Genomic DNA, 20,355 nt, shown 5'->3' with positions numbered 1-20,355 from the left:
TTCGCACCGGCCGGGTGAAACGGCGACAGCCGCACATCCGACAAGGATGCGCGGCTGTCGTCGCAAGGCTTCACGCCGAGACGGCGATCTCCCATTCGTAGATCGTCAGTTCCGACGCTCCGGTGGTGTGGACCGGGTCGGCGTGTGCGATAGCCGTTGCGGCGTCGAGGCTTTCGGCCAGGACGACATAGGCGCCACCGGTGCCGTCGGTGAACCGGCCACTCTCCTGCAGCTGGCCCTTCGCGAGCAGTTCCTGCAGGAACGCGCGGTGCGGTTCCACCACGGACGGGTCGAAATGCGGTGTGCGCATGACCATCACGAGGTACTTGTTCGTCACGACCGGTCCTCCGGCGCGGGACGCGTGGCCCTGGTGGCGGCCGCGGCGGCGCGCACCTGCGGCGCCACCTGCACGACCTGGCCGAGCACGCCGTTCACGAACGACGGCGAATCGTCGGTGGACAGCTCCTTGGCCAGCTCGACGGCCTCGTCGACCGCGACCACCGGGGGAACGTCGGTGGCGTGGAACAACTCCCACACCGCGATCCGCAGAATCGCCCGGTCGACGGCAGGCAGGCGGGACAGCGTCCAGTCCTGCAGGTAGCCCTCGATGGTGCCGTCGACCCGGTCCAGGTCGTCGGCGACGCCTTCGACCAGGACCGAGGTGTAGGCGTGCACGGGAGCCACGCTCTGGTCGCGGGTAGCGAGGTCAGCGCGTTCCGCGAGCAGGTCGGAGACGTCGACATCGCGCGCCTCCGCCTCGAACAGCAGGTCCACGGCTCGGCGGCGCGCCTTGTGGCGCGCGCCCAGCTTCTTGAACGAGCCCTTCTTGTCTGCCGGCGAGTCCGTCACGATCAGGCGTTGACGCGGCCGAGGTAGCTGCCGTCGCGCGAGTCGATTTTCAGCTTGTCACCGGTGTTGATGAACAGCGGGACCTGCACCTCGGCGCCGGTCTCCAGGGTGGCGGGCTTGGTGCCACCGGTGGAGCGGTCACCCTGCAGGCCGATGTCGGTGTGCTGCACGACGAGCTCGATCGTGACGGGAAGCTCGACGTACAGCGGCGCGTTCTCGTGCACCGCGACCTGCACGCTCATGTTCTCCAGCAGGAACCGCGCACCCTGACCGATGGTGGCCTCCGGGATGGAGATCTGGTCGAAGGTGTCACCGTCCATGAAGATGTAGTCGGTGCCGTCGTGGTACAGGTAGGTCATGTCGCGACGGTCGACCGTCGCGGTCTCGACCTTGACACCCGCGTTGAAGGTCTTGTCGACGACCTTGCCGGACACGACGTTCTTCAGCTTGGTCCGCACGAAGGCGGGGCCCTTACCCGGCTTCACGTGCTGGAATTCGACGATCTGCTGGAGCTGACCGTCGATCTTCAGCACAAGGCCGTTCTTGAAGTCGCTGGTGTCCGCCACTGTCCTCGGATCTCCTCGTTCGTTTACTGCGGTCTCTGGGGGACCGGCGTCACTCGACGACGGTCAGGTCCTTGCTGGTGAGGGTGAGCAGGTCCGGGGCCCCTTCGCGCACCACGAGCGTGTCCTCGATCCGGACCCCGCCGCGGCCGGGAAGGTACACACCTGGTTCGACGGTCACCGCCACGCCAGCAAGAAGTGTACCGGTACTCGTTTTCGCCACTCCCGGCGCTTCGTGGATCTGCAGCCCGACCCCGTGTCCGAGGCCGTGCACGAACTGCGGGCCGTAACCCGCGTCCTCGATGACGCCCCGGGCGGCCGCGTCGACCTCGGCGGTCTCGGCGCCCGGTTTCAGCGCCTCCCGGCCCGCCCGCTGCGAGCGGGCGACCAGTTCGTAGATCTCGCGCTGCCAGTCCTCGGGCGCGCCGAGCACGAGCGTGCGGGTCATGTCGGAGTGGTAGCCGTCGACGACGGCGCCGAAGTCGAGTTTCACGAAGTCGCCCGTGGCCAGCACCGCGCCGGTCGGGCGGTGATGCGGAACGGCGGAGTTCACGCCGGCGGCGACGATCGTCTCGAACGAGACGGCTTCGGCGCCGTGCTCGAACATCGCCCATTCGAGGTCGCGCGCCACCTGGCGTTCGGTGCGGCCGGGCCGGATCAGGCCGCGCTCGAGCAGGCTCGCCAGGCCGGCGTCGGCCGCCGCGCAGGCGGCGCGCAGCTGGGCGATCTCGTAGGGGTCCTTGACCATGCGCAGCTGCTCGACCAGGCCGTTGGTCGGCACCAGTTGCAGCCCGGTCCGCTGTTCCTGGAACGACTGGTGCTCGGCGACGGTCACCACATGGCTCTCGAAGCCGACCCGGCCGAGTTGCCACTCCCCCGCCAGCTCGAGGATGCGGCGCGCGGTGGCCCGCGAGATCTCGGCCCGCAGGTCGGGCACCTGCTGGGCCACCTGGGCGGAGTAGCGGCCGTCGGTGCCGATGACGGTGCGGTCCTCGGCGCCACGCATGTCCCAGGAGTGCACGAGCAGCACGGCATTGGAGCCGGTGAAGCCGGTCAGGTAGCGGATGTTGACCAGATCGGTCACCAGCAGCGCGTCGACGCCGTTCTCCACCAGCAGGTTCCGCAGGGCGCCGCGTCGTGCCGCGAAATCGGGACCCGTGTAGTCAGCACACATGGGTCAACGCTACCGCCGAACGAGCGACACGTCGGCACCGAACCCGGCACTTTTCGCGGCGTGGGCGCATCCGTCGGCGCCACAACTGGAGACGGTGTTGTCCACATCGCCCGGAGTTGTCCACATTCGCGGTCGAGGCCTCGCTCCGCCGGGCCGGGCGCAGCACGATCGACACCATGACCACTGCCGCGTTCTGCCTGCTCATCGCCTGGTGCCTGCTGCTCGGTGTCCTCGATATCCATGCCCGCCGGCTCCCCAACGCGCTCACCGGCGCCGGTGCCGGTGCGGTGTTCCTGTACGCCCTGTGCACGGACAACGTGGCGACGGCGGTGATCGGGGCCGCGTTGTTGACGATGCCGTATCTGGTCACCCATCTGCTCTCGCCCGCCGCGCTGGGCGCCGGTGACGTGAAACTCGCGGTGAGCCTGGGCGCCGCCGCCGCGATCGCCGGGCCCCCCGCCTGGGTGTGGGCCGCGATCGCCGCGCCGCTGCTCACCGCGACGGCCGCGGCGGTGGTGCTCGGCGTGCACTGGCTGCGCTCGGCGCTGGGACACTCGGCCGAGGACGTGCGGTCGGCGCCGTCCCGGCGCGTGATGCCGCACGGTCCGGCCATGTGCCTGGCGACCGTGACCGCGATGGCGCTGGCATGACCGCCGCGACGCGCCGAGCCGATCACGCACCTGACGCGGCACCCCCGGTGGTGTTCCGGAGCGGGTCGGTGCAGCACGATCGGGCGGGTGGCCGCCACCGCGCGGCCCTGCGCACCACCGACGTGCCGCTCGTCACGTCGGACCGCGTGCCCGCCCACGCGCGTCGACATGGGAAGATGGTCGGCGTGTTGCGCTGGATAACTGCCGGAGAATCCCATGGTCCCGCTCTCGTTGCCCTCCTGGAAGGGATGGTCGCCGGAGTCGAGGTGACATCGGACGATGTCTCCGCACAGCTCGCGCGCCGTCGGCTCGGTTACGGGCGCGGCGCCCGCATGAAGTTCGAGGCCGACAAGGTCACCCTGGTCGGTGGCGTGCGCCACGGCCGGACCATGGGTGGTCCGGTCGCGATCGAGATCGCCAACTCCGAGTGGCCCAAGTGGACCGAGGTGATGTCGGCCGACCCGGTCGACGAAGCCGAGCTCGCCGGGATGGCGCGCAACGCGCCGCTCACCCGTCCGCGCCCCGGGCACGCCGACTACTCCGGCATGCTCAAGTACAACTTCGACGATGCCCGGCCGATCCTCGAGCGAGCCAGTGCGCGCGAGACCGCGGCCCGCGTCGCGGCGGGCACCGTCGCCCGTAACTTCCTGCGCCAGGCCTTCGGCGCCGAGGTGATCTCGCACGTCGTGTCCATCGGCACCGCGGCCAACACCACCGGTGTCATCCCCGGCCCGCACGATCTCGACGCGGTCGATGCCAGCCCGGTCCGCGCGTTCGACGCCGACGCCGAAGCGGCGATGATCGCCGAGATCGAGGCGGCCAAGAAGGACGGCGACACCCTCGGCGGCGTCGTCGAGGTGATCGTCGCAGGCCTGCCCATCGGGCTCGGTTCGTTCACCAGCGGTGAGCAGCGGCTCGACTCGCGCCTGGCCGCGGCCCTCATGGGCATTCAGGCGATCAAGGGCGTCGAGGTGGGCGACGGTTTCGAGACCGCGCGCAGGCGTGGCAGCCAGGCGCACGACGAGATGCGTCCCGGCCCCGACGGCGTGCTGCGCTCGACCAACCGGGCGGGCGGCCTCGAAGGCGGCATGACCAACGGCGAAGCCCTGCGGGTGCGCGCCGCGATGAAGCCGATCTCGACCGTTCCGCGCGCGCTGGCGACCGTCGACATGTCCAGCGGCGAGGAAGCCGTCGCCATCCACCAGCGCTCGGACGTGTGCGCGGTGCCCGCGGCGGCCGTGGTCGCCGAATCGATGGTGGCGCTGGTGCTGGCGCAGGCCGCGCTGGAGAAGTTCGGCGGCGACTCGCTGGCCGAGACCCTCGACAACATCACCAGTTACGTCAAGCGGATCGGCAACCGCCCGCACGTGCCCGCGGACAGCCGTACGTCGTGACCGGGCCGGGGCAGGAGGGGGCCGCGGAGGACAACGACGCGGGCCCCCCACCGACTGTCGGCACCGAAAGGTCCGCCGGCGACTCGCCCAGTACTGCCGGCGAGACCGCGGACACCGAGCAGGCGATCGCACCTCGCGCGCGCGTCGTGCTGGTCGGGCCACCCGGCTCGGGCAAGTCGACGATCGGGCGCAAGCTGGCCAGGGAACTCGGGGTCGAGCTCTACGACACCGACGCCGGGATCGAGGCCGACACCGGCCGCACCATCCCCGAGATCTTCGCCACCGACGGTGAACCGGAGTTCCGCCGGATCGAAGAGGAGGTGGTGCGCCGGGCCGTGCTCGAACACGACGGCGTCGTCTCCCTCGGCGGTGGGTCGGTGCTGTCGGCGCAGACCCGCGAGGTGCTGCGCGGGGCGACCGTGGTCTACCTGGAAATCAGTGTGGGCGAAGGACTTCGGCGCACCGGTTCGAGCAATGCCAGGCCGCTGCTCAACGGCACCGATCCCGGCGCCAAGTACCGCGAACTGATGCGCATCCGGCGCCCGCTCTACCGCGAGGTCGCCACCGTTCGGGTGCGCACCGACGGACGCAGTCCCGGCCGGGTGGTGCGGATGATCCTGGCCAAGCTCGGCCTGGAATCGGTGCGCACCGACCTCGAGGCCGAGCGCAACACCGGTGGAACCGGCTCTGCCGCTTCGGGTTCGGTCACCAGCAGGCCCGGCATCGGCAGCAATCGGTCCAGGGCGCGGCGCCGTGCCAGGGCGCGCGCCGCGGCCGCCCGCCGGGCGAACGAGCAGAACACGATCGACCGGACCGGTTCAGCGACAACACGATCCGGAACCGACACCGCACCGACCGGTGACACCGCGGGCACTCGCAGCGGCACACCGCAGGGCGAGGCCGCCGGTGCACGCACGACCGGGACCCGACGGTCGCGGCGGACCAGATCCCGCCGCGGTGGTGTCCGCATCCGCTCGACCGCGGGGACGAACCGGGACGCCGACGGCAGGGCCGCCGCGCGCACGGGGGGCGCCGAGCACGCGGCGCAGTCCGGCGCCGCATCGCCAGAGCGCCCGGCGGGCCAGCGCACCGGCGCACCGGCGCCGACCGGGCAGCGGACCGGAGCGGGCCAGTCCGGCGAGGCGGCGCAGGGCGATCGCACGCGACGCAACAGGCCGCGGCGACGCGGCGGCAGACGCAAGAACAACGACCAGAAAGAATCGGAGCAGCGCACGTGACAGAGCCGACCACCATCCAGGTCCGCACCGCCGACCCGTACCCGGTGATCATCGGCCGCGGGCTGCTCGGCGACCTCGTCGAGGCGGTCACCGCGGGCAACGCCGTGCGGACCGTGGCGATCTTCCATCAGCCACCGCTGGCCGAAACCGCCGAGGTGGTGCGGAAAGCGCTGGCCGACACCGGGATCGACGCGCACCGCATCGAGATCCCCGACGCCGAGGACGGCAAGGACCTGGCCGTGGCCGGGTTCTGCTGGGAGGTGCTCGGCCGGATCGGGCTGACCCGCAACGACGCCATCGTGAGCCTCGGCGGCGGCGCGGCCACCGACCTGGCCGGCTTCGTGGCCGCCACCTGGATGCGCGGCGTGCGCATCGTGCACGTGCCGACCACGCTGCTGGCGATGGTCGACGCGGCGGTCGGCGGTAAGACCGGCATCAACACCGAGGCGGGCAAGAACCTCGTCGGCAGCTTCCACGAGCCGAGCGCCGTGCTGGTCGACCTCGCCACCCTGGAGACGGTCCCCCGCAACGAGATCGTGGCGGGCATGGCCGAGATCATCAAGGCCGGTTTCATCGCCGACCCGGTGATCCTGGACCTCATCGAAGCCGACCCGGAGGCCGCTCTCGACCCCACCGGTGACGTGCTGCCCGAACTGATCCGGCGGGCCATCCAGGTCAAGGCCGACGTCGTCGCGGCCGACCTCAAGGAGTCGAGCCTGCGCGAGATCCTGAACTACGGGCACACCCTGGGCCACGCCGTGGAGCGCCGCGAGCGCTACCGCTGGCGCCACGGCGCCGCCGTGTCCGTCGGCCTGGTCTTCGCGGCCGAGCTGGGCAGGCTGGCGGGTCGCCTCGACGACGCCACCGCCGACCGGCACCGCACCATCCTGGAGAGCGTCGGCCTGCCGGTCACCTACGACGGTGACGCGCTGCCACAGCTGATGGACGCGATGCAGACCGACAAGAAGACCCGCTCCGGAGTGCTGCGTTTCGTGGTGCTCGACGGCCTGGCCAAGCCCGGCCGCCTCGAAGGACCGGATCCGTCGCTGCTGGCGGCGGCCTACTCGGCGATCGCCCGCGAAGGCTCCACCGGCGGTCCCATCCTGCTCTGAGACGGGTCGTGCCCGGCAGGAAAACCTGCCGGGCACGATCACCCCGAGTCTCAGGTAGCGGGCGCGAACTCCGGTTCGGTGACGGGAGCAGCGGATTCGGTGGCGCGCCGCCCGCGGCGGTGACCGAACGCGACACCGGCCAGCGCGGGCAAGAAGATCAGCAGCATGATGAACGCCGCGGCGGATGTCAGTTCGAACAGCGCCCCGGAATCGCCGAGTTCGATCCTCGGCAGCTGATCGAGCACCCAGCACACCGCGCCGCTGGCGAGACCGGCGACGGCGCCCGCGGACAGCCAGCGCACGGTGAGATCGGCGGCAGTGCCCGAACGGCCGTCGCGCACGCCCCAGGCGACGACGACGGCCACGAGCACCACGAGGCAGGCCATACGCCACACGGTGCCGTAGGTCGGCGCGAACGCCATCGCGAATCCGAGCAGCAGCCGTAAGGCGACGACCAACGCGCCGAGAACGGTGGCTCGCAACACCCAAGCGGTCATGAGCAACACCTTAACCCGTAAAAACTAGAACAGGTATCAATTCCGCGGATCAGGTACTCGCGAGCGCCGCGGCCATCTCCGCGCGCGGCGCCGGCAGGCCGGTGAACTGCTCGACCTGACCGTAGGCCTGGTTCAGCAGCATCTGCAGGCCGCTGACGACCGTGTGCCCGGCCGCCTCGACCGCGGCGGCCAGCGGGGTCGGCCAGGGGTTGTAGATCGCGTCGAGGACGACCGGCGCGACGGCAACGGCCTCGGCGATCGTCGCGGCCGCCTCGGCGGGCACGGTACTGACCACGGCCCCTGCCGACGCACACACCGCGCGCACCCGCTCCGCGTCGAGCGGCACGACCGATGGCCGCATGCCGAGCCGCTCGGCCAGCTCCACCGCGCTGCGGGCCCGACCGGCATCGCGCGCGATCACGGTGACCGACTTCGCGCCCAGTTCCGACAGCGCGAGCAGCGCGGGCCGTGCCGTACCGCCCGCACCGAGCACCACGGCCTCGTCGATCGCCTCGACGCCGCCGCCGCGCAGGGCGCCGAACACGCCGTCGACGTCGGTGCAGTCCGCCCGCCACCCGGTCTCGGTGCGGACCAGGGTGTTGGCCGAGCCGACCAGCACGGCCCGCTCGGTGCGCTCGTCGGCGAAGGCCAGCGCCGCTTCCTTACCCGGCATGGTCACCGAGAGCCCGACCCATTCCGGGCCGAGGCCGCCGACGAGCCCGGGCAGCCGCGCGGCACCGCATTCGATCCGCTCGTAGGTCCAGTCGAGGCCGAGCGCGCGGTAGGCGGCCAGGTGCAGCTGGGGCGAACGCGAGTGCGCGATCGGCTTGCCGAGCACCGCCGCCTTGCGAAGCTCAGCCACCGTAGGGCCGGGAGCTGTCGAGGATGCCGCTGCGCTGCGCCTGGGTGACCAGCCGCAGGTGTTCCTGATAGCTGTCGGTGAACAGGGTGGTGCCCTCCTTGTCGACGGTGACGAAGTACAGCCACTCCCCCGGCGCCGGATTCTCCATGGCCCGCAACGCGTCCAGCGACGGGGCCGCGATCGGAGTCACGGGCAAGCCCTGCATCGCATAGGTGTTCCACGCGGTTTCCCGGGCACGATCGGCGTTGGTGGTGGCCACCTCGGTGGTGTCCAGGGTGTAGTTCACCGTCGAGTCGAACTGCAGCATCTGGTCGACCTTCAGCCGATTCACGATCACCCGGGCCACTTTGCTCATGTCCTGCGGTTTAGCCTCACGCTCCACCAGGGAGGCGGCGACCAGGGTCTCGTACGGTGTCAGGCTCGTGGTGAGACCCGACTGCAGCAGTCCGGTCGACTCGTAGCGCTGCACACTCGCGGTCACCAACTGCCGCAAGATCTGCTGCGGTGTCCCGCTCGGATCGAAATCCCACGTGCCCGCCGCGATCAGACCTTCCAGCTGCCTGGACCGGTCCGGGGATTCCCGCACGCCCTTCATCGCCCATTCGGGCACGCCTAGTCCGGCCAGGTCCGCACTCGCGCCCGCGGCGTCGAGCTGTTCGTAGGTCACGCATTTCTTCTGGTCGGCGCCGTAGCAGCTGGCCTGCGCGACCTTGCGGTAGATGCCGTCGTATCGCCCACCGGTGCTCGCGTCGTGCTTGTCGTGCAGCAACCGGCCCTCGGAGACGGTCACGTTGCCGACTCGCGACTTCCCGCCGACCAGCGTCGTGACGGCGGCGGCGGCCGGGCTGTTCACGCCGACCGCGTAGTACCCCGGCTGCACGCTGTTCATGCCCGAGTTCCGTACGGCCGCTTCGTAGAAGGCTTCGCGGCTGGCGACCACGCCGCGCTCGTGCATGGCACCGGCGATCTGCGTCGCGGTGTCACCGGAATGCACCTGGACAACGACGAGCGCACCGGGCGGACCGGCGAAATCCGCGGGCGGGGCGAAACTGCTCATCAGCTTGTAGCCGGCGAAACCGGCGGCGGAGACGAACAACACGACGAGGACCGCGCCGACGACCCAGAGGTTGCGGCGGCGACGTTTACGCTCGGCCGCCTTGCGCGAGGCGATCCGCGATCGCTTGCTCCGCCCCGACGGCGCCTTGCCACGGCCCGAGGCCTCTTTGCCGCGCCCACGCTCGGCTTTGGCCCGTCCGGCCGCGCCTGCCCCGCCCGCGGGCGGCCGCTGGCCGACGCGACGGGGCGCTGCGGCCGGTTCGGGTTCCGGCTCGGGCTCGGGCTCGTCGTCGTAGACCTCGTCCTCGTAGCGCGGGATGACATCGGTGCCGTCATCGTCGTCCCAGCCGGGGGGCTCGGCCGCGGGCGGCTCGTCGCGGGCCGTGCGGGCGTCCAGACCCCAGTCGTCGCGCCGGGGGTAGCGCCGATCAGCTTCCCGCGCCCGGTAGCGTTCCTCGGCCCTGGCCCATCGGTCGGTCATGCATCATCTCCGACCACGCTTGCCGTGTCTGCTGCGTCCTTCAACACCGAACTCCGCTCGTCCAACCATCCTTGCAGAATCGACACGGCTGCTGCCTGGTCGATCACCTGCCGCTGGCCACGTGCGCGAACTCCGCTGTCGCGCAGCGCACGTGCAGCAGATACCGTAGTCAAACGTTCGTCGGAAAGGCGTATCGGAATCGGGTCGATCACCCGGCGCAACTCTCGGGCAAACTTGCGCGCGATGGTGGCCGCGGTGCCGTTTTCACCGCGCAACGTGCGCGGGAGCCCGATGACCACCTCGACGGCTTCGTACTCCCGCACAATGTCGGCAATTCTTTTGATGTCGGCGGGTGGACCGGCCGCGCGCCCGCCGGATTTCGCCGGTTTGGCGCGCGGCACGGTCTCCACCGGAGTCGCGAGGATGCCGTCGGGGTCGCTGGAGGCGACCCCGATCCGGACGCTGCCGACATCGATGGCGATGCGGCGGCCCCGTCCGGGGTCGGTCGCCGCGTCCGGGCGGTCGGCCGGGTCCTGTTCCGCCGGACCAGCAGTGGCGGACATCAGCCGGCGAGTTCGGCCACCCGGGCACGGACCGCGGCCAGACCGGCCGGGATACCCGACGGATCCGAACCCGAGCCCTGCGCCATCTCCGGCTTGCCACCACCGCGACCGGCGATGCTCGGGCCGAAGCTCGCGACCAGATCGCCTGCCTTGATCCCGAGATCCTGGGCCGCCTTGTTGACCGACACCACGAACGGCGCCTTGCCCTCGGTGTTGCCGAGCAGCACGACCACCGCGGGATCGCTGCCGAACCGGCCACGGATGTCGGTGGCCAGGGTGCGCAGGTCGCCCGCGGCGACGCCCGCGGGCGCCGCGGCGGCGACCAGCAGCAGCGAGCCGATCCGCTCGGCCTGCTCGACGAACGTGCCCGCCGAGGACAGCACCGCGGCGATCTTGGTGCGCTCGAGTTCCTTCTCGGCCACCTTGAGCCGCTCCACGAGCTGCTCGACCCGGCCGGGCACCTCGTCCGAGGGCACCTTCAGCGAGGACGCGACACCGGCCAGCAGCGCGCGCTCCTTGGCCAGGTACCGGTAGGAGTCCAGGCCGACGAAGGCCTCGACGCGCCGCACACCCGAACCGACCGAGGACTCACCGAGCACGGTGATCGGGCCGATCTGCGAGGAGTGCTCGACGTGCGTGCCGCCACACAGCTCCATCGAGAACGGGCCGCCGATCTCCACGACGCGCACCTCGTCGCCGTAGTTCTCGCCGAAGAGGGCCATCGCACCCATCTTCTTGGCGTTGGGCAGGTCGGTGACGAAGGTGTTCACCGGGAAGTTCGCACCGACGGCGTCATTGGAGACGGCCTCGATGTCGGCCTTCTGCTGGTCGGTCAGCGCACCCTGCCAGTTGAAGTCGAAACGCAGGTAGCCCGGCTTGTTCAGCGAGCCTGCCTGCACAGCGTTGGGACCGAGCACCTGACGCAGCGCCGCATGGACCATGTGCGTGCCGGAGTGGCCCTGGGTGGCGCCCTTGCGCCACGCCGGATCGGCCTGCGCGAGCACGACATCGCCCTCGGTGATCTGGCCCTGCTCGACGGTGGCCTTGTGCACCCACAGCTTCTTGGCGATCTTCTGCACGTCGTTGATGCGCAGCTTCAGACCGGAGGCGGTGATGGTGCCGCGGTCGGCGATCTGGCCGCCGGACTCGGCGTACATCGGGCTGCGGTCGAGGATGACCTCGATATCGGCACCGGCCTGGGCGGCGGGCACCCGCACGCCGTCGGCGATCAGGGCCAGCACCTTCGCCTCGGAGGTGAGCTCGTCGAAGCCGGTGAACTCGGTGGCGCCGCGGTCGACCAGTTCCTTGTAGACGGTCAGGTCGGCGTGCGCGTGCTTGCGGGCCTGGGCGTCGTCCTTGGCGCGCTTGCGCTGCTCGGCCATGAGCGAGCGGAAGCCCTCCTCGTCCACCGAGAGGCCCGCCTCGGCGGCCATTTCGAGGGTGAGGTCGATCGGGAAGCCGTAGGTGTCGTGCAGCGCGAAGGCGTCCGAACCGGTGATCTGCTTGCCGCCCTTGGACTTCACCGCGGTGGCGGCGTTGTCGAAGAGGGTCTCACCGGTGTTCAGGGTCTTCAGGAAGGCGGTCTCCTCGCCCACCGCGACGGTGTCGATGCGGGCGAAGTCGGTGCCGAGTTCCGGGTACGACGGCGACATCAGGTCGGAGACGACCTTCATCAGCTCGGCCATCACCGGCTTCTCGGCGCCGAGCAGGCGGGCCGAGCGCACGATGCGGCGCAGCAGGCGGCGCAGCACGTAGCCACGGCCGTCGTTGCCGGGGTTCACGCCGTCGGCGATCAGCATCGCCGAGCTGCGGACGTGGTCGGCGATGACGCGGAAACGCACGTCGTCGGCGTGCTCGACGCCGTAGGAACGGCCGGTCAGCTCCTCGGCCTTGTCGATGATCGGGCGCAGCAGATCGGTCTCGTAGACGTTCTCCACACCCTGCAGGAGCATGGCGACGCGCTCGACACCCATCCCGGTGTCGATGTTCTTCCTCGGCAGCGAACCGACCGGCGGGTGACCCAGCTTGGGGCTCAGCTCACCGCGGATGTCCTGCATGAAGACCAGGTTCCAGATCTCGAGGTAGCGATCCTCGTCGGCGACCGGGCCGCCTTCCTTGCCGTAGGCGGGGCCGCGGTCGTAGTAGATCTCCGAGCAGGGGCCACCGGGACCGGGCACGCCCATGTCCCAGTAGTTGTCCTTGCCGTCGCGGAACTGGATCCGCTCCTTCGGGATTCCGGCGACGCGATGCCAGATCTCCGCGGCCTCCGGGTCCGACTCGTAGGCGGTCACCCAGATGCGTTCGGGATCGAAACCGAAGCCGCCCTCCTCCTGGGACTTGGAGATCAGCTCCCAGGCGAGGGTGATGGCACCCTCCTTGAAGTAGTCGCCGAAGGAGAAGTTGCCCGCCATCTGGAAGAACGTGTTGTGGCGAGTGGTGACGCCGACCTCGTCGATATCACCGGTGCGCACGCACTTCTGCACGCTCGTGGCGCGCGAATACGGCGGCGCCTCCTGCCCCAGGAAATACGGCTTGAACTGGACCATGCCTGCGTTGACGAACAGCAGGTTGGGGTCGGCCAGGATCAGCGAGGCACTGGGCACCTCGGTGTGTCCGGCACGGACGAAATGGTCCAGGAAACGCCGTCTAATCTCGTGGGTCTGCACAGCAGTCCAGCTTACCGCCTGCATTCCACCTGTTTTCCGCCGGAGTCCGTGGTCTCGGCGACACTGCGCGCGGGGCTACTTCCCGCGGATGATGCGGCGCAGTTTGCCGAGCCTGCCGCCGACCTCGCGCTCGAAGCCGTGGTCGGTCGGCTGGTAGTAGTCGGTGCCGACCAGGTCGTCGGGCGGGTACTGCTGGGCGAGGACACCCTCGCGGGCGTTGTGCGGGAATCTGTAGCCCTGCGCGTTGCCGAGGGCGGCGGCACCCGCGTAGTGGCCGTCGCGCAGATGCGGGGGTACCGCGCCCGCCTTGCCCGCGGCGATGTCGGCCATGGCGGCGCCCAGCGCCGAGGTCACCGCGCCGGACTTGGGCGCGGTGGCGAGGTGGATGGTGGCCTGGGCCAGGGCCAGCTTGGCCTCGGGCAGGCCGACCAGCTGCACCACCTGGGCGGCGGCGGTGGCGGTCTGCAGGGCCATCGGGTCGGCCATGCCGATGTCCTCGCTGGCGTGGATCATCAGGCGGCGGGCGATGAAGCGGGGGTCCTCGCCCGCGGTGAGCATGCGCGCCAGGTAGTGCAGGGCGGCGTCGACGTCGGAGCCGCGGATGGACTTGATGAAGGCGCTGATCACGTCGTAGTGCTGATCGCCCGCGCGGTCGTAGCGGACGGCGGCCTTGTCGACGCTGGCCTCGACCAGTTCCACGTCGACGAGGCCGTCGAGGGACGACTCGGCCGACGCCTCCAGCGCGGTCAGCGCGCGACGCGCGTCACCGCCGGCGATCCGGACGATGTGGTCGAGCGCGTCGTCGGACACCGTGTACTGCCCGTCGAGCCCGCGCGGGTCGGCGATCGCGCGATCGAGGACCTGCCGGATGTCCGCGGGCGTGAGCGACTGCAGTTGCAGTACCAGTGAGCGCGACAGCAGCGGCGACACCACCGAGAACGACGGGTTCTCCGTGGTCGCGCCGACGAGCAGCACGATCCGGTTCTCGACCGCGGCCAGCAGCGCGTCCTGCTGGGTCTTGGAGAACCGGTGCACCTCGTCGATGAACAGGACGGTCTGCTCCCCGACCGACAGCCTGCGGCGCGCCACATCGATGACGGCACGGACTTCCTTGACACCCGCCGACAGCGCCGACAGCGCCTCGAACCGGCGGCCGGTGGCCTGCGACAGCAGCGAGGCCAGGGTGGTCTTGCCGGTGCCCGGCGGGCCGTAGAGCAGCACCGACGCCGCGCCCGAACCCTCGACCAGGCGGCGCAACGGCGAGCCGGGACCGAGCAGATGCTGCTGGCCGATCACCTCGTCGAGCGACTGCGGCCGCATCCGGACCGCCAGCGGCGCACCGGGGTCACGCCGGACCACCGCGTCGAGACCGTGCTCGGGCGCGGCGTGTTCTCCGGGCACGTCGAACAGGCTCTCGCTCACGTTCAGCAGGGTACCGACGCGGTCGGACAGGTTCGCGGCGGCGGAGGCGGCCCGACGCGACGTTGAACGATTGACCAACTTTACGAACAGGACTTGCGCGTAAGCCGGTCCGTGGGATGAGATCGCTCCTCGTGGTCGAAAACAACGCCGTCATCTCCTCCGCGACAGGGCAGTTCGCCCGGCGCACCCTGTTCACCGGCGGGACGGCGGCGGCCGCGGCCGCGGTGCTGGTGCTGAGTACCGCGACGGCGCATGCGGCGAGTGCGGTGTTCCGGCACGGTGTCGCCTCCGGTGACCCGCTGCCCGGCGCGGTGATCCTGTGGACCCGCGTCAGCGTCACCGACGAGGCCACCCCGGGCTCCGGCCTGGGCGCGCCCGCGACGGTCCGCTGGGAGATCTCCGCGAACGAGTCCTTCGCCGGCATCGCCGCCTCGGGCACGGTGACCACCACCGCCGACAGCGACCACACCGTGAAGGTCGACGCGACCGGCCTTGCGCCCGCCACCGACTACTTCTACCGCTTCACCGCCCTCGGCGAGACGTCCCCGATCGGCCGCACCCGGACCGCGCCCGCGAACGACAGCGACGTCGAGCGCCTGCGCCTGGGCCTGGTCTCCTGCTCCAACTGGGAAGCAGGCTGGTTCGGCTCCTACCGGCACCTGGCCGCCCGCACCGATCTGGACGCGGTCGTGCACCTGGGTGACTACATCTACGAGTACGGCCGCGGCAAGTACACCGGACGCAGCGGCGCGGTGCGCGCGCACGATCCGGCCGCCGAGATCGTCAGCCTGACCGACTACCGCACCCGGCACGGCCAGTACAAGACCGACCCCGACCTGATGGCGCTGCACGCGTCGGTGCCGTTCATCTGCACCTGGGACGACCACGAGTCGGCCGACAACTCCTGGCGCGAGGGCTCGGAGAACCACGACCCCGCCGTGCACGGTCCGTGGAGCGCCCGCCGCGCCGCCTCCGCGCAGGCCTACCTGGAGTGGATGCCGGTGCGCGCCGCCCGCACCGGCACCGAGGTGCAGATCTACCGCAGACTGCGGTTCGGCACCCTCGCCGAACTGTCGATGCTCGATCTGCGCAGCTACCGCGACCACGAGGCGGGCCCCGGCGCGGGCTGGCGCCACGCCGACGACCCGGCCCGCACCATCACCGGCCGCGCCCAGATGGACTGGCTGACCGCTGGTCTGACCTCCTCCCCCGCGCGGTGGAAGCTGATCGGCAACTCGGTGATGGTCGCGCCCCTGGTGTTCCCGCCGCTGGAACCGGCGACCACCCAGGCGATCACCGAGGCGCTCGGCGTGCCGCAGGGCGGCCTGACCGTCAACGGCGACCAGTGGGACGGCTACACCGCCGACCGGCGCACCCTGTTCCGGACCATCGCCGACAACAAGGTGGGCGACGTCGTGTTCCTCACCGGCGACATCCACACCTCCTGGGCTGCCGATCTGCCGCTGGACGCCGCGAACTACCCGGGCGGGCCGACGGTCGGCGCGGAGTTCGTCATCCCGTCGGTCACCTCCGCCAGCGTCGGCGATCTGCTGAAGATGCCGCCGCGCACCGCGTCGGTCCCGGCCGAAGAGGCCATCAAGGCGGCCAATCACCACCTGCGCTACACCGAACTCGACTCGCACGGTTTCGGCGTGCTCGAGGTGACCCCGGCACAGGCGCAGATGGACTGGTTCTACGTCGCCGACGTCACCGACCCGGCGACCGGCGTGCGGCACGGCGCGTCGTTCGCCGTCCCGGCGGGTGGGCGCGTCGAACCGAGGCCGACCCCGGTGCCCTGAGCACGCCGCCGCGGAAACTAGTCGGCAGCGCCGGACTGAATCGACAATCGGACCAGGATCACCGTTCCCGCAGCGAACATGAGCAACGCCGGCCAATTCAGAACGCTTCGATACCCCAGCCCGGAAAACGTCCAGAAACACAGCGGCAGGAACGCTGTCATCCAGCCTGCCAGGACGATAGTCGATCGCGGCCCCGGCACCACCGAGCACGATCGGCAGCGACAAACCCCATCGGGTGTGCACGGCGAACAGCCACGGCGTCAAGGTGGAGACGATCAGATAGACCGGCAGAAACCAGAAATGCAACGCCGGCAACCAGCCGACAGCTCCGCGAATGTCGGTGCTCAGCCCGAGCGCGCCGGCAAGAGCGAGAATCGGGACCGCGATGCCGACATACACGGCAGTGGGCAGGAGCAGGCGAAGCGCCCGGCTGTGCGCCCACTCCGCGGATTCGCGCTTCCGCCTGGTTCACGAATGGGCTGCGGTGAATCCGCCAGCAAGAAAGAAGAGCGGCATTACTTGCATGCCGAGCGTCAGCCATTGCGTCGGTCGTCCATGGGAAATCCTTGCGAAGCTACGTCGGGTTCAGACATCGCGCCATAGCTCGAAACACGCAACCCCCCTGCGTTCGTATGGCTCGGTTACTCCGCCCAGCGCTCTTCCAGCATCGCCGACACCTGCTCGGCGAAGTCGCCGACCGCGTCGTCGCCGGTCACCCGCGCGTCCTCGGCCAGCGCCGACCAGCGGTTGATCAGGGCTTCCGAGCGCGGCACGGACAGCCCGTGTTCGCGCGCGGTGGCGATGCGGGTGTGATCGGCGGGCAGGAACCAGTAGGTGGACAGCCACACCCAGATCAGGCGCGCCTCGAGGATCCGCTCGGCCAGTACGGTGTCGTCGGCCAGCGACGGCCACACCCCGACCACGACCGAGCGCCAGGCCTCGACCATTTCCCTGGCGCGGCCGCGCGAGAGCTCGAAATCGCAGAGGCAGCCAGGGAACGACACGAGCGCGTAGGCGATGTCGAGGGTGGCGTCGCGGAAACCACCCCACTCGTAGTCGAGGAACCGGGCGCCTTCGTCGTTCATGATCACGTTGTCGGGGCACAGATCCGACGGGCTGAACGCGCGATACCGGCCGCCGGTGAACAGGCGATTGCCGTGCACGATGCGCTCGGCGATCTCGCCGGGCACCTCGATGCCGAGTTCGGCCTCGAGCAGCCCGGGGACGTCGGCGATCGCGGCCTGGGCCTGCTGGGCGATCCCGTCGACGCGATGCACCGAGTCGACCCGGCGCATCAGGGCGACGAAGTCCGGCTCCCGGCCGACGGTGGCGGCGTGCATCCGGCCCAGCGCCTGCGCGAAGGCCATCAGCGCGTTGCGGGTGCCCGGCTCGGTGCGGGTCTGCAGGACGGAGGTGAGCAACGCGTTGTCGCCCAGATCGGACAGCACGAGGAGCCGGTCGGGCACGCTGTGCGCGATCAGGTAGGCACCGGGGCGCTGTTCGCGGCTCAGCGCGGTGGTGAACTGGTAGGACACCGCCTCGCGCAGGAATGCCGCGTCGATGTTGGTGACTCCGGGCGCCATGCCACCGGTGCTGCGGTCCTGAGCGGAACCGCGCACCTGCTTCACGATCAGCGTGCGCGGCAACGAGAAAGCGTTTTCCGCAACACGCACGCGTAGGACTGTCGTCCTACCACTGCCACTGAGCTCCATCGGATCGCTCAGCTTCACCGGAGCACCCATTCGCTTTGTGAGCAACTGTTGTGCTGCGGACACGACGTCGGCGGCGCGTTCGGCCAATAGTGCGGTCATCGCCTCTCAAGCTACTCGTACCTGGTCACTTCTAGCGAGCGGTTACACAACCTTTCCGCGTCGCCCGGCGTGTTGGCACCGAGGTTGCGCGAGTGTGACTGTTCGCTTGACACACCCGACTGTCGTCGGGTTTTCTCAACGTCAACTGCTGTGCGCCACACCGCAAACCGGTTGAGTCGAAAGGTCTACCACAGTGACCGACACACCGTACGCCGCATCGAGCGATTCACCGGGTGGACCGCCGCGATCCGGCGGTGGCGGACAGTTCGCCGAGGACACCGGCCGCCACGAGGGCCAGGGTCAGCCGCCCACGTCCGGTTCCGGGCCGAGCAGGCATGGAATGGCCGGTGGCGCAGGCTATCCGCAATTCGAAGGCCCCGGCGCCGCGCAGTACGGCGAGGAACCGCTCGAGCCCGCACCGCCGATTGCCGGTCCGGGTCCCGCCGCACCACAGTACGGGCCCGCGGGCACCGGTCCCGGCTACGCCGCGCCGCAGGCGAGACCGGACAACCTCGGGTACGCCGCCGCCCCCGCGCCCGGCGTGTCGGCCATCGGCGGCGGGCAGACGCCGGGTTACTACCATTCGGGAACACAAGCGCTCGATGTCGGCCGCTCGCTGAGCTACGGCTGGGAGCGGTTCCGCACCAATCCGGGTCCGTGGCTCGGCGTCACCGCGGTCGGGGTGCTCATCTATCTAGCTGTCCTCGCGATCGTCCAGATTTTCGATCCCACCTCGCTGTTCACCGTGCTGTTCCTGTTCCTGACGGTCGCGGTGTCGCTGTGGCTGCTGCAGGCGGTGATGATCCGCGGCGCGCTCTACGAAACCGACGGTTACCCACCGGCTTTCGGATCGTTCTTCCGATTCGTGAACGCGGGCAATGTCTTGCTGACGGCCCTGCTGGCCTTCGCCGCGACCCTGCTCGCCTCGTCGCTGTGCCTGCTGCCGGGCCTGGTCGTCGGATTCCTGTGCATGTTCTCGCTGCACTTCGTCATCGATCAGGACTACGGTCCGCTGGAGGCGATCAAGGCGAGCGCGGTGCTGGTGCTGGCCAATGTGTGGGCCTCGCTGCTGCTCGCGCTGACGGTCACGCTGGTCACCCTCGTCGGCGCGGCGCTGTGCGGGCTCGGCCTGTTCGTCGCCGGTCCGGTGTGCGCGATCGCGGTGACCTACGCCTACCGGATGCTCACCGCGGGGCCGGTCGCCCGGGTCTGAACCCGGGGTTCAGTGCTCGAGCGGGGTGCGCATCCCGATGGCCCGCTTGAACCGGCCGACCGGACCTTCCTCGTCGCCCGCGCGCGGCCGCAGCTCGAGCACGAGGACGCCGGCGACGACGATGCCGAGCAGGTTCACCGCCAGCTGACCCGCCGACTCGAACGCGCGCTGCCACTGGCCGATGGTCGCCGCCACCACCGCGTACCCGGCGGCGGGCACCGTGGTGACGGAGATGAACACGCCGATCAGGGCCGCCGATTTCGCCGTCACCAGCGACAGCATGCCCGCCGCGCCGGCCAGGATCGCCACGACCAGCGAGAACGGCCCGACCTGGTAGATGAAGTCCACATCGTGGGCGCCGACGACGCCTTCGGTGGTGATCCAGCCGAGCTGCTCCCACAGCAGGGTCGCGGCCAGCGTGATCACCATCGCCGCCGGGAAGGCCACGGCCAGCGCGATCACCGAGCGCCGCGCCAGCCGCCAGTTGCGGCGCACCAGCGCCACCGACAGCGCCGCCAGCGGACCGAACTCGGGGCCGACCACCATCGCGCCGACGATGGTGACCGGGGAGTTCGTCGCCACACCGACCGAGGCCAGCAGGCAGGCGATGGTCAGGAACGCGACGAAGGTGGCGTTGAGCGAGGACTCCTCGTGGGTCTCCTCGATCAGCTGCTCCCAGACCACGGCTTCGCTCGGGTCACCGGGCGCGGCCCTGATCGCCCGGTCGGCGGCATCGGAGAGCACCACTTCGACGGGTCCGAGCGTGATGCCACCGGTCTGCTCGATCCCGAGGGCCTTGACGTCGGCGAGAACCTTGTTGGCGGCCTCGCGCGCCACGTCGGCCTGCACGAGATCGCCGTGTGGTTCCACGGCGATCCCGCGCGCGACCGTCAGATGGGTGACCCCCGCGTCGGCTTCGAGCGCCCGCACGAGGGCGTCGGTCTGCTCGGGCGGACTGATCACACGCAGATGCAGCACCGGTGGCCCTTCTGGTCGGTGCCGCCG

Annotated in this window: 17 protein-coding genes and 2 pseudogenes; 6 read left to right on the top strand and 13 right to left on the bottom strand. The window is 70.3% G+C overall.

From position 1 onward, the window contains the following. Positions 1 to 70 precede the first annotated feature (70 nt). The 4 genes from ACFVAV_RS09195 to ACFVAV_RS09180 are packed head-to-tail and all read right to left on the bottom strand — an operon-like array spanning position 71 to position 2,586. Positions 71 to 337, bottom strand: coding sequence for a YciI family protein (locus ACFVAV_RS09195; protein ID WP_379032425.1), 267 nt, complete (start codon positions 335 to 337; stop codon positions 71 to 73). Next, positions 334 to 849, bottom strand: a complete 516-nt coding sequence (gene nusB, locus ACFVAV_RS09190) for a transcription antitermination factor NusB (protein ID WP_379032422.1) — start codon at positions 847 to 849, stop codon at positions 334 to 336. Before nusB ends, ACFVAV_RS09195 begins: the two co-directional genes overlap by 4 nt. A 2-nt stretch (positions 850 to 851) precedes the next feature. Further along, the gene (efp, locus tag ACFVAV_RS09185; RefSeq protein ID WP_379032418.1) at positions 852 to 1,415 is read right to left on the bottom strand and encodes an elongation factor P; all 564 of its coding nucleotides are present in this window, start codon (positions 1,413 to 1,415) and stop codon (positions 852 to 854) included. A 49-nt stretch (positions 1,416 to 1,464) separates the two neighbouring features. Beyond that, complete coding sequence (locus tag ACFVAV_RS09180) at positions 1,465 to 2,586, bottom strand: M24 family metallopeptidase (protein ID WP_379032415.1); 1,122 nt, start codon at positions 2,584 to 2,586, stop codon at positions 1,465 to 1,467. Positions 2,587 to 2,762: 176 nt separating this feature from the next. Here ACFVAV_RS09180 and ACFVAV_RS09175 point away from each other — a divergent pair, with 176 nt between their 5' ends. The 4 genes and pseudogenes from ACFVAV_RS09175 (at position 2,763) to aroB (ending at position 6,980) form a co-directional block, all read left to right on the top strand. Further along, positions 2,763 to 3,236: a prepilin peptidase gene (locus ACFVAV_RS09175; RefSeq protein WP_379032412.1), complete on the top strand. Its 474-nt coding sequence runs from the start codon at positions 2,763 to 2,765 to the stop codon at positions 3,234 to 3,236. A 185-nt stretch (positions 3,237 to 3,421) separates the two neighbouring features. Next, entirely contained in the window at positions 3,422 to 4,630 is a 1,209-nt protein-coding gene (gene aroC / locus ACFVAV_RS09170) for a chorismate synthase (RefSeq protein WP_379033555.1), read from the top strand. Positions 4,631 to 4,755: 125 nt separating this feature from the next. Next, positions 4,756 to 5,259: pseudogene (locus ACFVAV_RS09165) on the top strand (shikimate kinase); the annotation flags it as partial. Positions 5,260 to 5,864: 605 nt separating this feature from the next. After that, positions 5,865 to 6,980, top strand: a complete 1,116-nt coding sequence (gene aroB, locus ACFVAV_RS09160) for a 3-dehydroquinate synthase (protein WP_189023672.1) — start codon at positions 5,865 to 5,867, stop codon at positions 6,978 to 6,980. Positions 6,981 to 7,030: 50 nt separating this feature from the next. On the opposite strand, the gene ACFVAV_RS09155 is transcribed toward aroB, so the two are convergent. The 6 genes from ACFVAV_RS09155 to ACFVAV_RS09130 form a co-directional block, all read right to left on the bottom strand. Next, entirely contained in the window at positions 7,031 to 7,477 is a 447-nt protein-coding gene (locus ACFVAV_RS09155) for a B-4DMT family transporter (protein WP_379032409.1), read from the bottom strand. Positions 7,478 to 7,526: 49 nt separating this feature from the next. Further along, positions 7,527 to 8,339, bottom strand: coding sequence for a shikimate dehydrogenase (locus ACFVAV_RS09150; RefSeq protein ID WP_379032406.1), 813 nt, complete (start codon positions 8,337 to 8,339; stop codon positions 7,527 to 7,529). After that, positions 8,332 to 9,876 (bottom strand): endolytic transglycosylase MltG, encoded by a 1,545-nt coding sequence (gene mltG / locus ACFVAV_RS09145; RefSeq protein WP_379032403.1) that lies wholly within the window; start codon positions 9,874 to 9,876, stop codon positions 8,332 to 8,334. The genes ACFVAV_RS09150 and mltG overlap by 8 nt, the downstream gene beginning before the upstream one ends. Further along, positions 9,873 to 10,439, bottom strand: a complete 567-nt coding sequence (gene ruvX, locus ACFVAV_RS09140) for a Holliday junction resolvase RuvX (RefSeq protein WP_379032400.1) — start codon at positions 10,437 to 10,439, stop codon at positions 9,873 to 9,875. Before ruvX ends, mltG begins: the two co-directional genes overlap by 4 nt. Further along, positions 10,439 to 13,105: an alanine--tRNA ligase gene (alaS, locus tag ACFVAV_RS09135; protein ID WP_379032397.1), complete on the bottom strand. Its 2,667-nt coding sequence runs from the start codon at positions 13,103 to 13,105 to the stop codon at positions 10,439 to 10,441. The genes ruvX and alaS overlap by 1 nt, the downstream gene beginning before the upstream one ends. Before the next feature lie 75 nt (positions 13,106 to 13,180). Beyond that, entirely contained in the window at positions 13,181 to 14,557 is a 1,377-nt protein-coding gene (locus ACFVAV_RS09130) for a replication-associated recombination protein A (protein WP_379033552.1), read from the bottom strand. Between the two features lie 86 nt (positions 14,558 to 14,643). Here ACFVAV_RS09130 and ACFVAV_RS09125 point away from each other — a divergent pair, with 86 nt between their 5' ends. After that, the gene (locus ACFVAV_RS09125) at positions 14,644 to 16,326 is read left to right on the top strand and encodes an alkaline phosphatase D family protein (RefSeq protein WP_379032394.1); all 1,683 of its coding nucleotides are present in this window, start codon (positions 14,644 to 14,646) and stop codon (positions 16,324 to 16,326) included. A 186-nt stretch (positions 16,327 to 16,512) separates the two neighbouring features. On the opposite strand, the pseudogene ACFVAV_RS09120 reads toward ACFVAV_RS09125, so the two are convergent. Both ACFVAV_RS09120 and ACFVAV_RS09115 read right to left on the bottom strand, forming a co-directional pair. Then, positions 16,513 to 16,779: pseudogene (locus tag ACFVAV_RS09120) on the bottom strand (acyltransferase family protein); the annotation flags it as partial. A 188-nt stretch (positions 16,780 to 16,967) separates the two neighbouring features. Beyond that, positions 16,968 to 18,137, bottom strand: a complete 1,170-nt coding sequence (locus tag ACFVAV_RS09115; protein WP_379032392.1) for a phosphotransferase family protein — start codon at positions 18,135 to 18,137, stop codon at positions 16,968 to 16,970. 193 nt (positions 18,138 to 18,330) lie between these two features. On the opposite strand from ACFVAV_RS09115, the gene ACFVAV_RS09110 reads away from it, so the two are divergent. Next, positions 18,331 to 19,350, top strand: coding sequence for a hypothetical protein (locus ACFVAV_RS09110; protein WP_379032389.1), 1,020 nt, complete (start codon positions 18,331 to 18,333; stop codon positions 19,348 to 19,350). A gap of 9 nt (positions 19,351 to 19,359) precedes the next feature. Here the strand turns inward: ACFVAV_RS09110 and ACFVAV_RS09105 are convergent, their stop codons facing one another. Next, the gene (locus ACFVAV_RS09105) at positions 19,360 to 20,328 is read right to left on the bottom strand and encodes a DUF389 domain-containing protein (RefSeq protein ID WP_379032386.1); all 969 of its coding nucleotides are present in this window, start codon (positions 20,326 to 20,328) and stop codon (positions 19,360 to 19,362) included. Between the last annotated feature and the right edge of the window lie 27 nt (positions 20,329 to 20,355).

Origin of the sequence: Nocardia sp. NPDC057663 (assembly GCF_042799895.1) — a bacterium.
Lineage (GTDB): Bacteria > Actinomycetota > Actinomycetes > Mycobacteriales > Mycobacteriaceae > Nocardia.
The sequence above is the reverse complement of the archived record's forward strand: the minus strand, read 5'-3'. Positions and strand labels throughout refer to the sequence as shown.

Excerpts from the sequence above, each read along its gene's own strand:
- ACFVAV_RS09180 (WP_379032415.1), bottom strand. The coding sequence starts at position 2,586 with ATGTGTGCTGACTACACGGGTCCCGATTTCGCGGCACGACGCGGCGCC.
- ACFVAV_RS09175 (WP_379032412.1), top strand. The coding sequence starts at position 2,763 with ATGACCACTGCCGCGTTCTGCCTGCTCATCGCCTGGTGCCTGCTGCTC.
- ACFVAV_RS09155 (WP_379032409.1), bottom strand. The coding sequence starts at position 7,477 with ATGACCGCTTGGGTGTTGCGAGCCACCGTTCTCGGCGCGTTGGTCGTC.
- mltG (WP_379032403.1), bottom strand. The coding sequence starts at position 9,876 with ATGACCGACCGATGGGCCAGGGCCGAGGAACGCTACCGGGCGCGGGAA.
- ruvX (WP_379032400.1), bottom strand. The coding sequence starts at position 10,439 with ATGTCCGCCACTGCTGGTCCGGCGGAACAGGACCCGGCCGACCGCCCG.
- ACFVAV_RS09125 (WP_379032394.1), top strand. The coding sequence starts at position 14,644 with ATGAGATCGCTCCTCGTGGTCGAAAACAACGCCGTCATCTCCTCCGCG.
- ACFVAV_RS09115 (WP_379032392.1), bottom strand. The coding sequence starts at position 18,137 with ATGACCGCACTATTGGCCGAACGCGCCGCCGACGTCGTGTCCGCAGCA.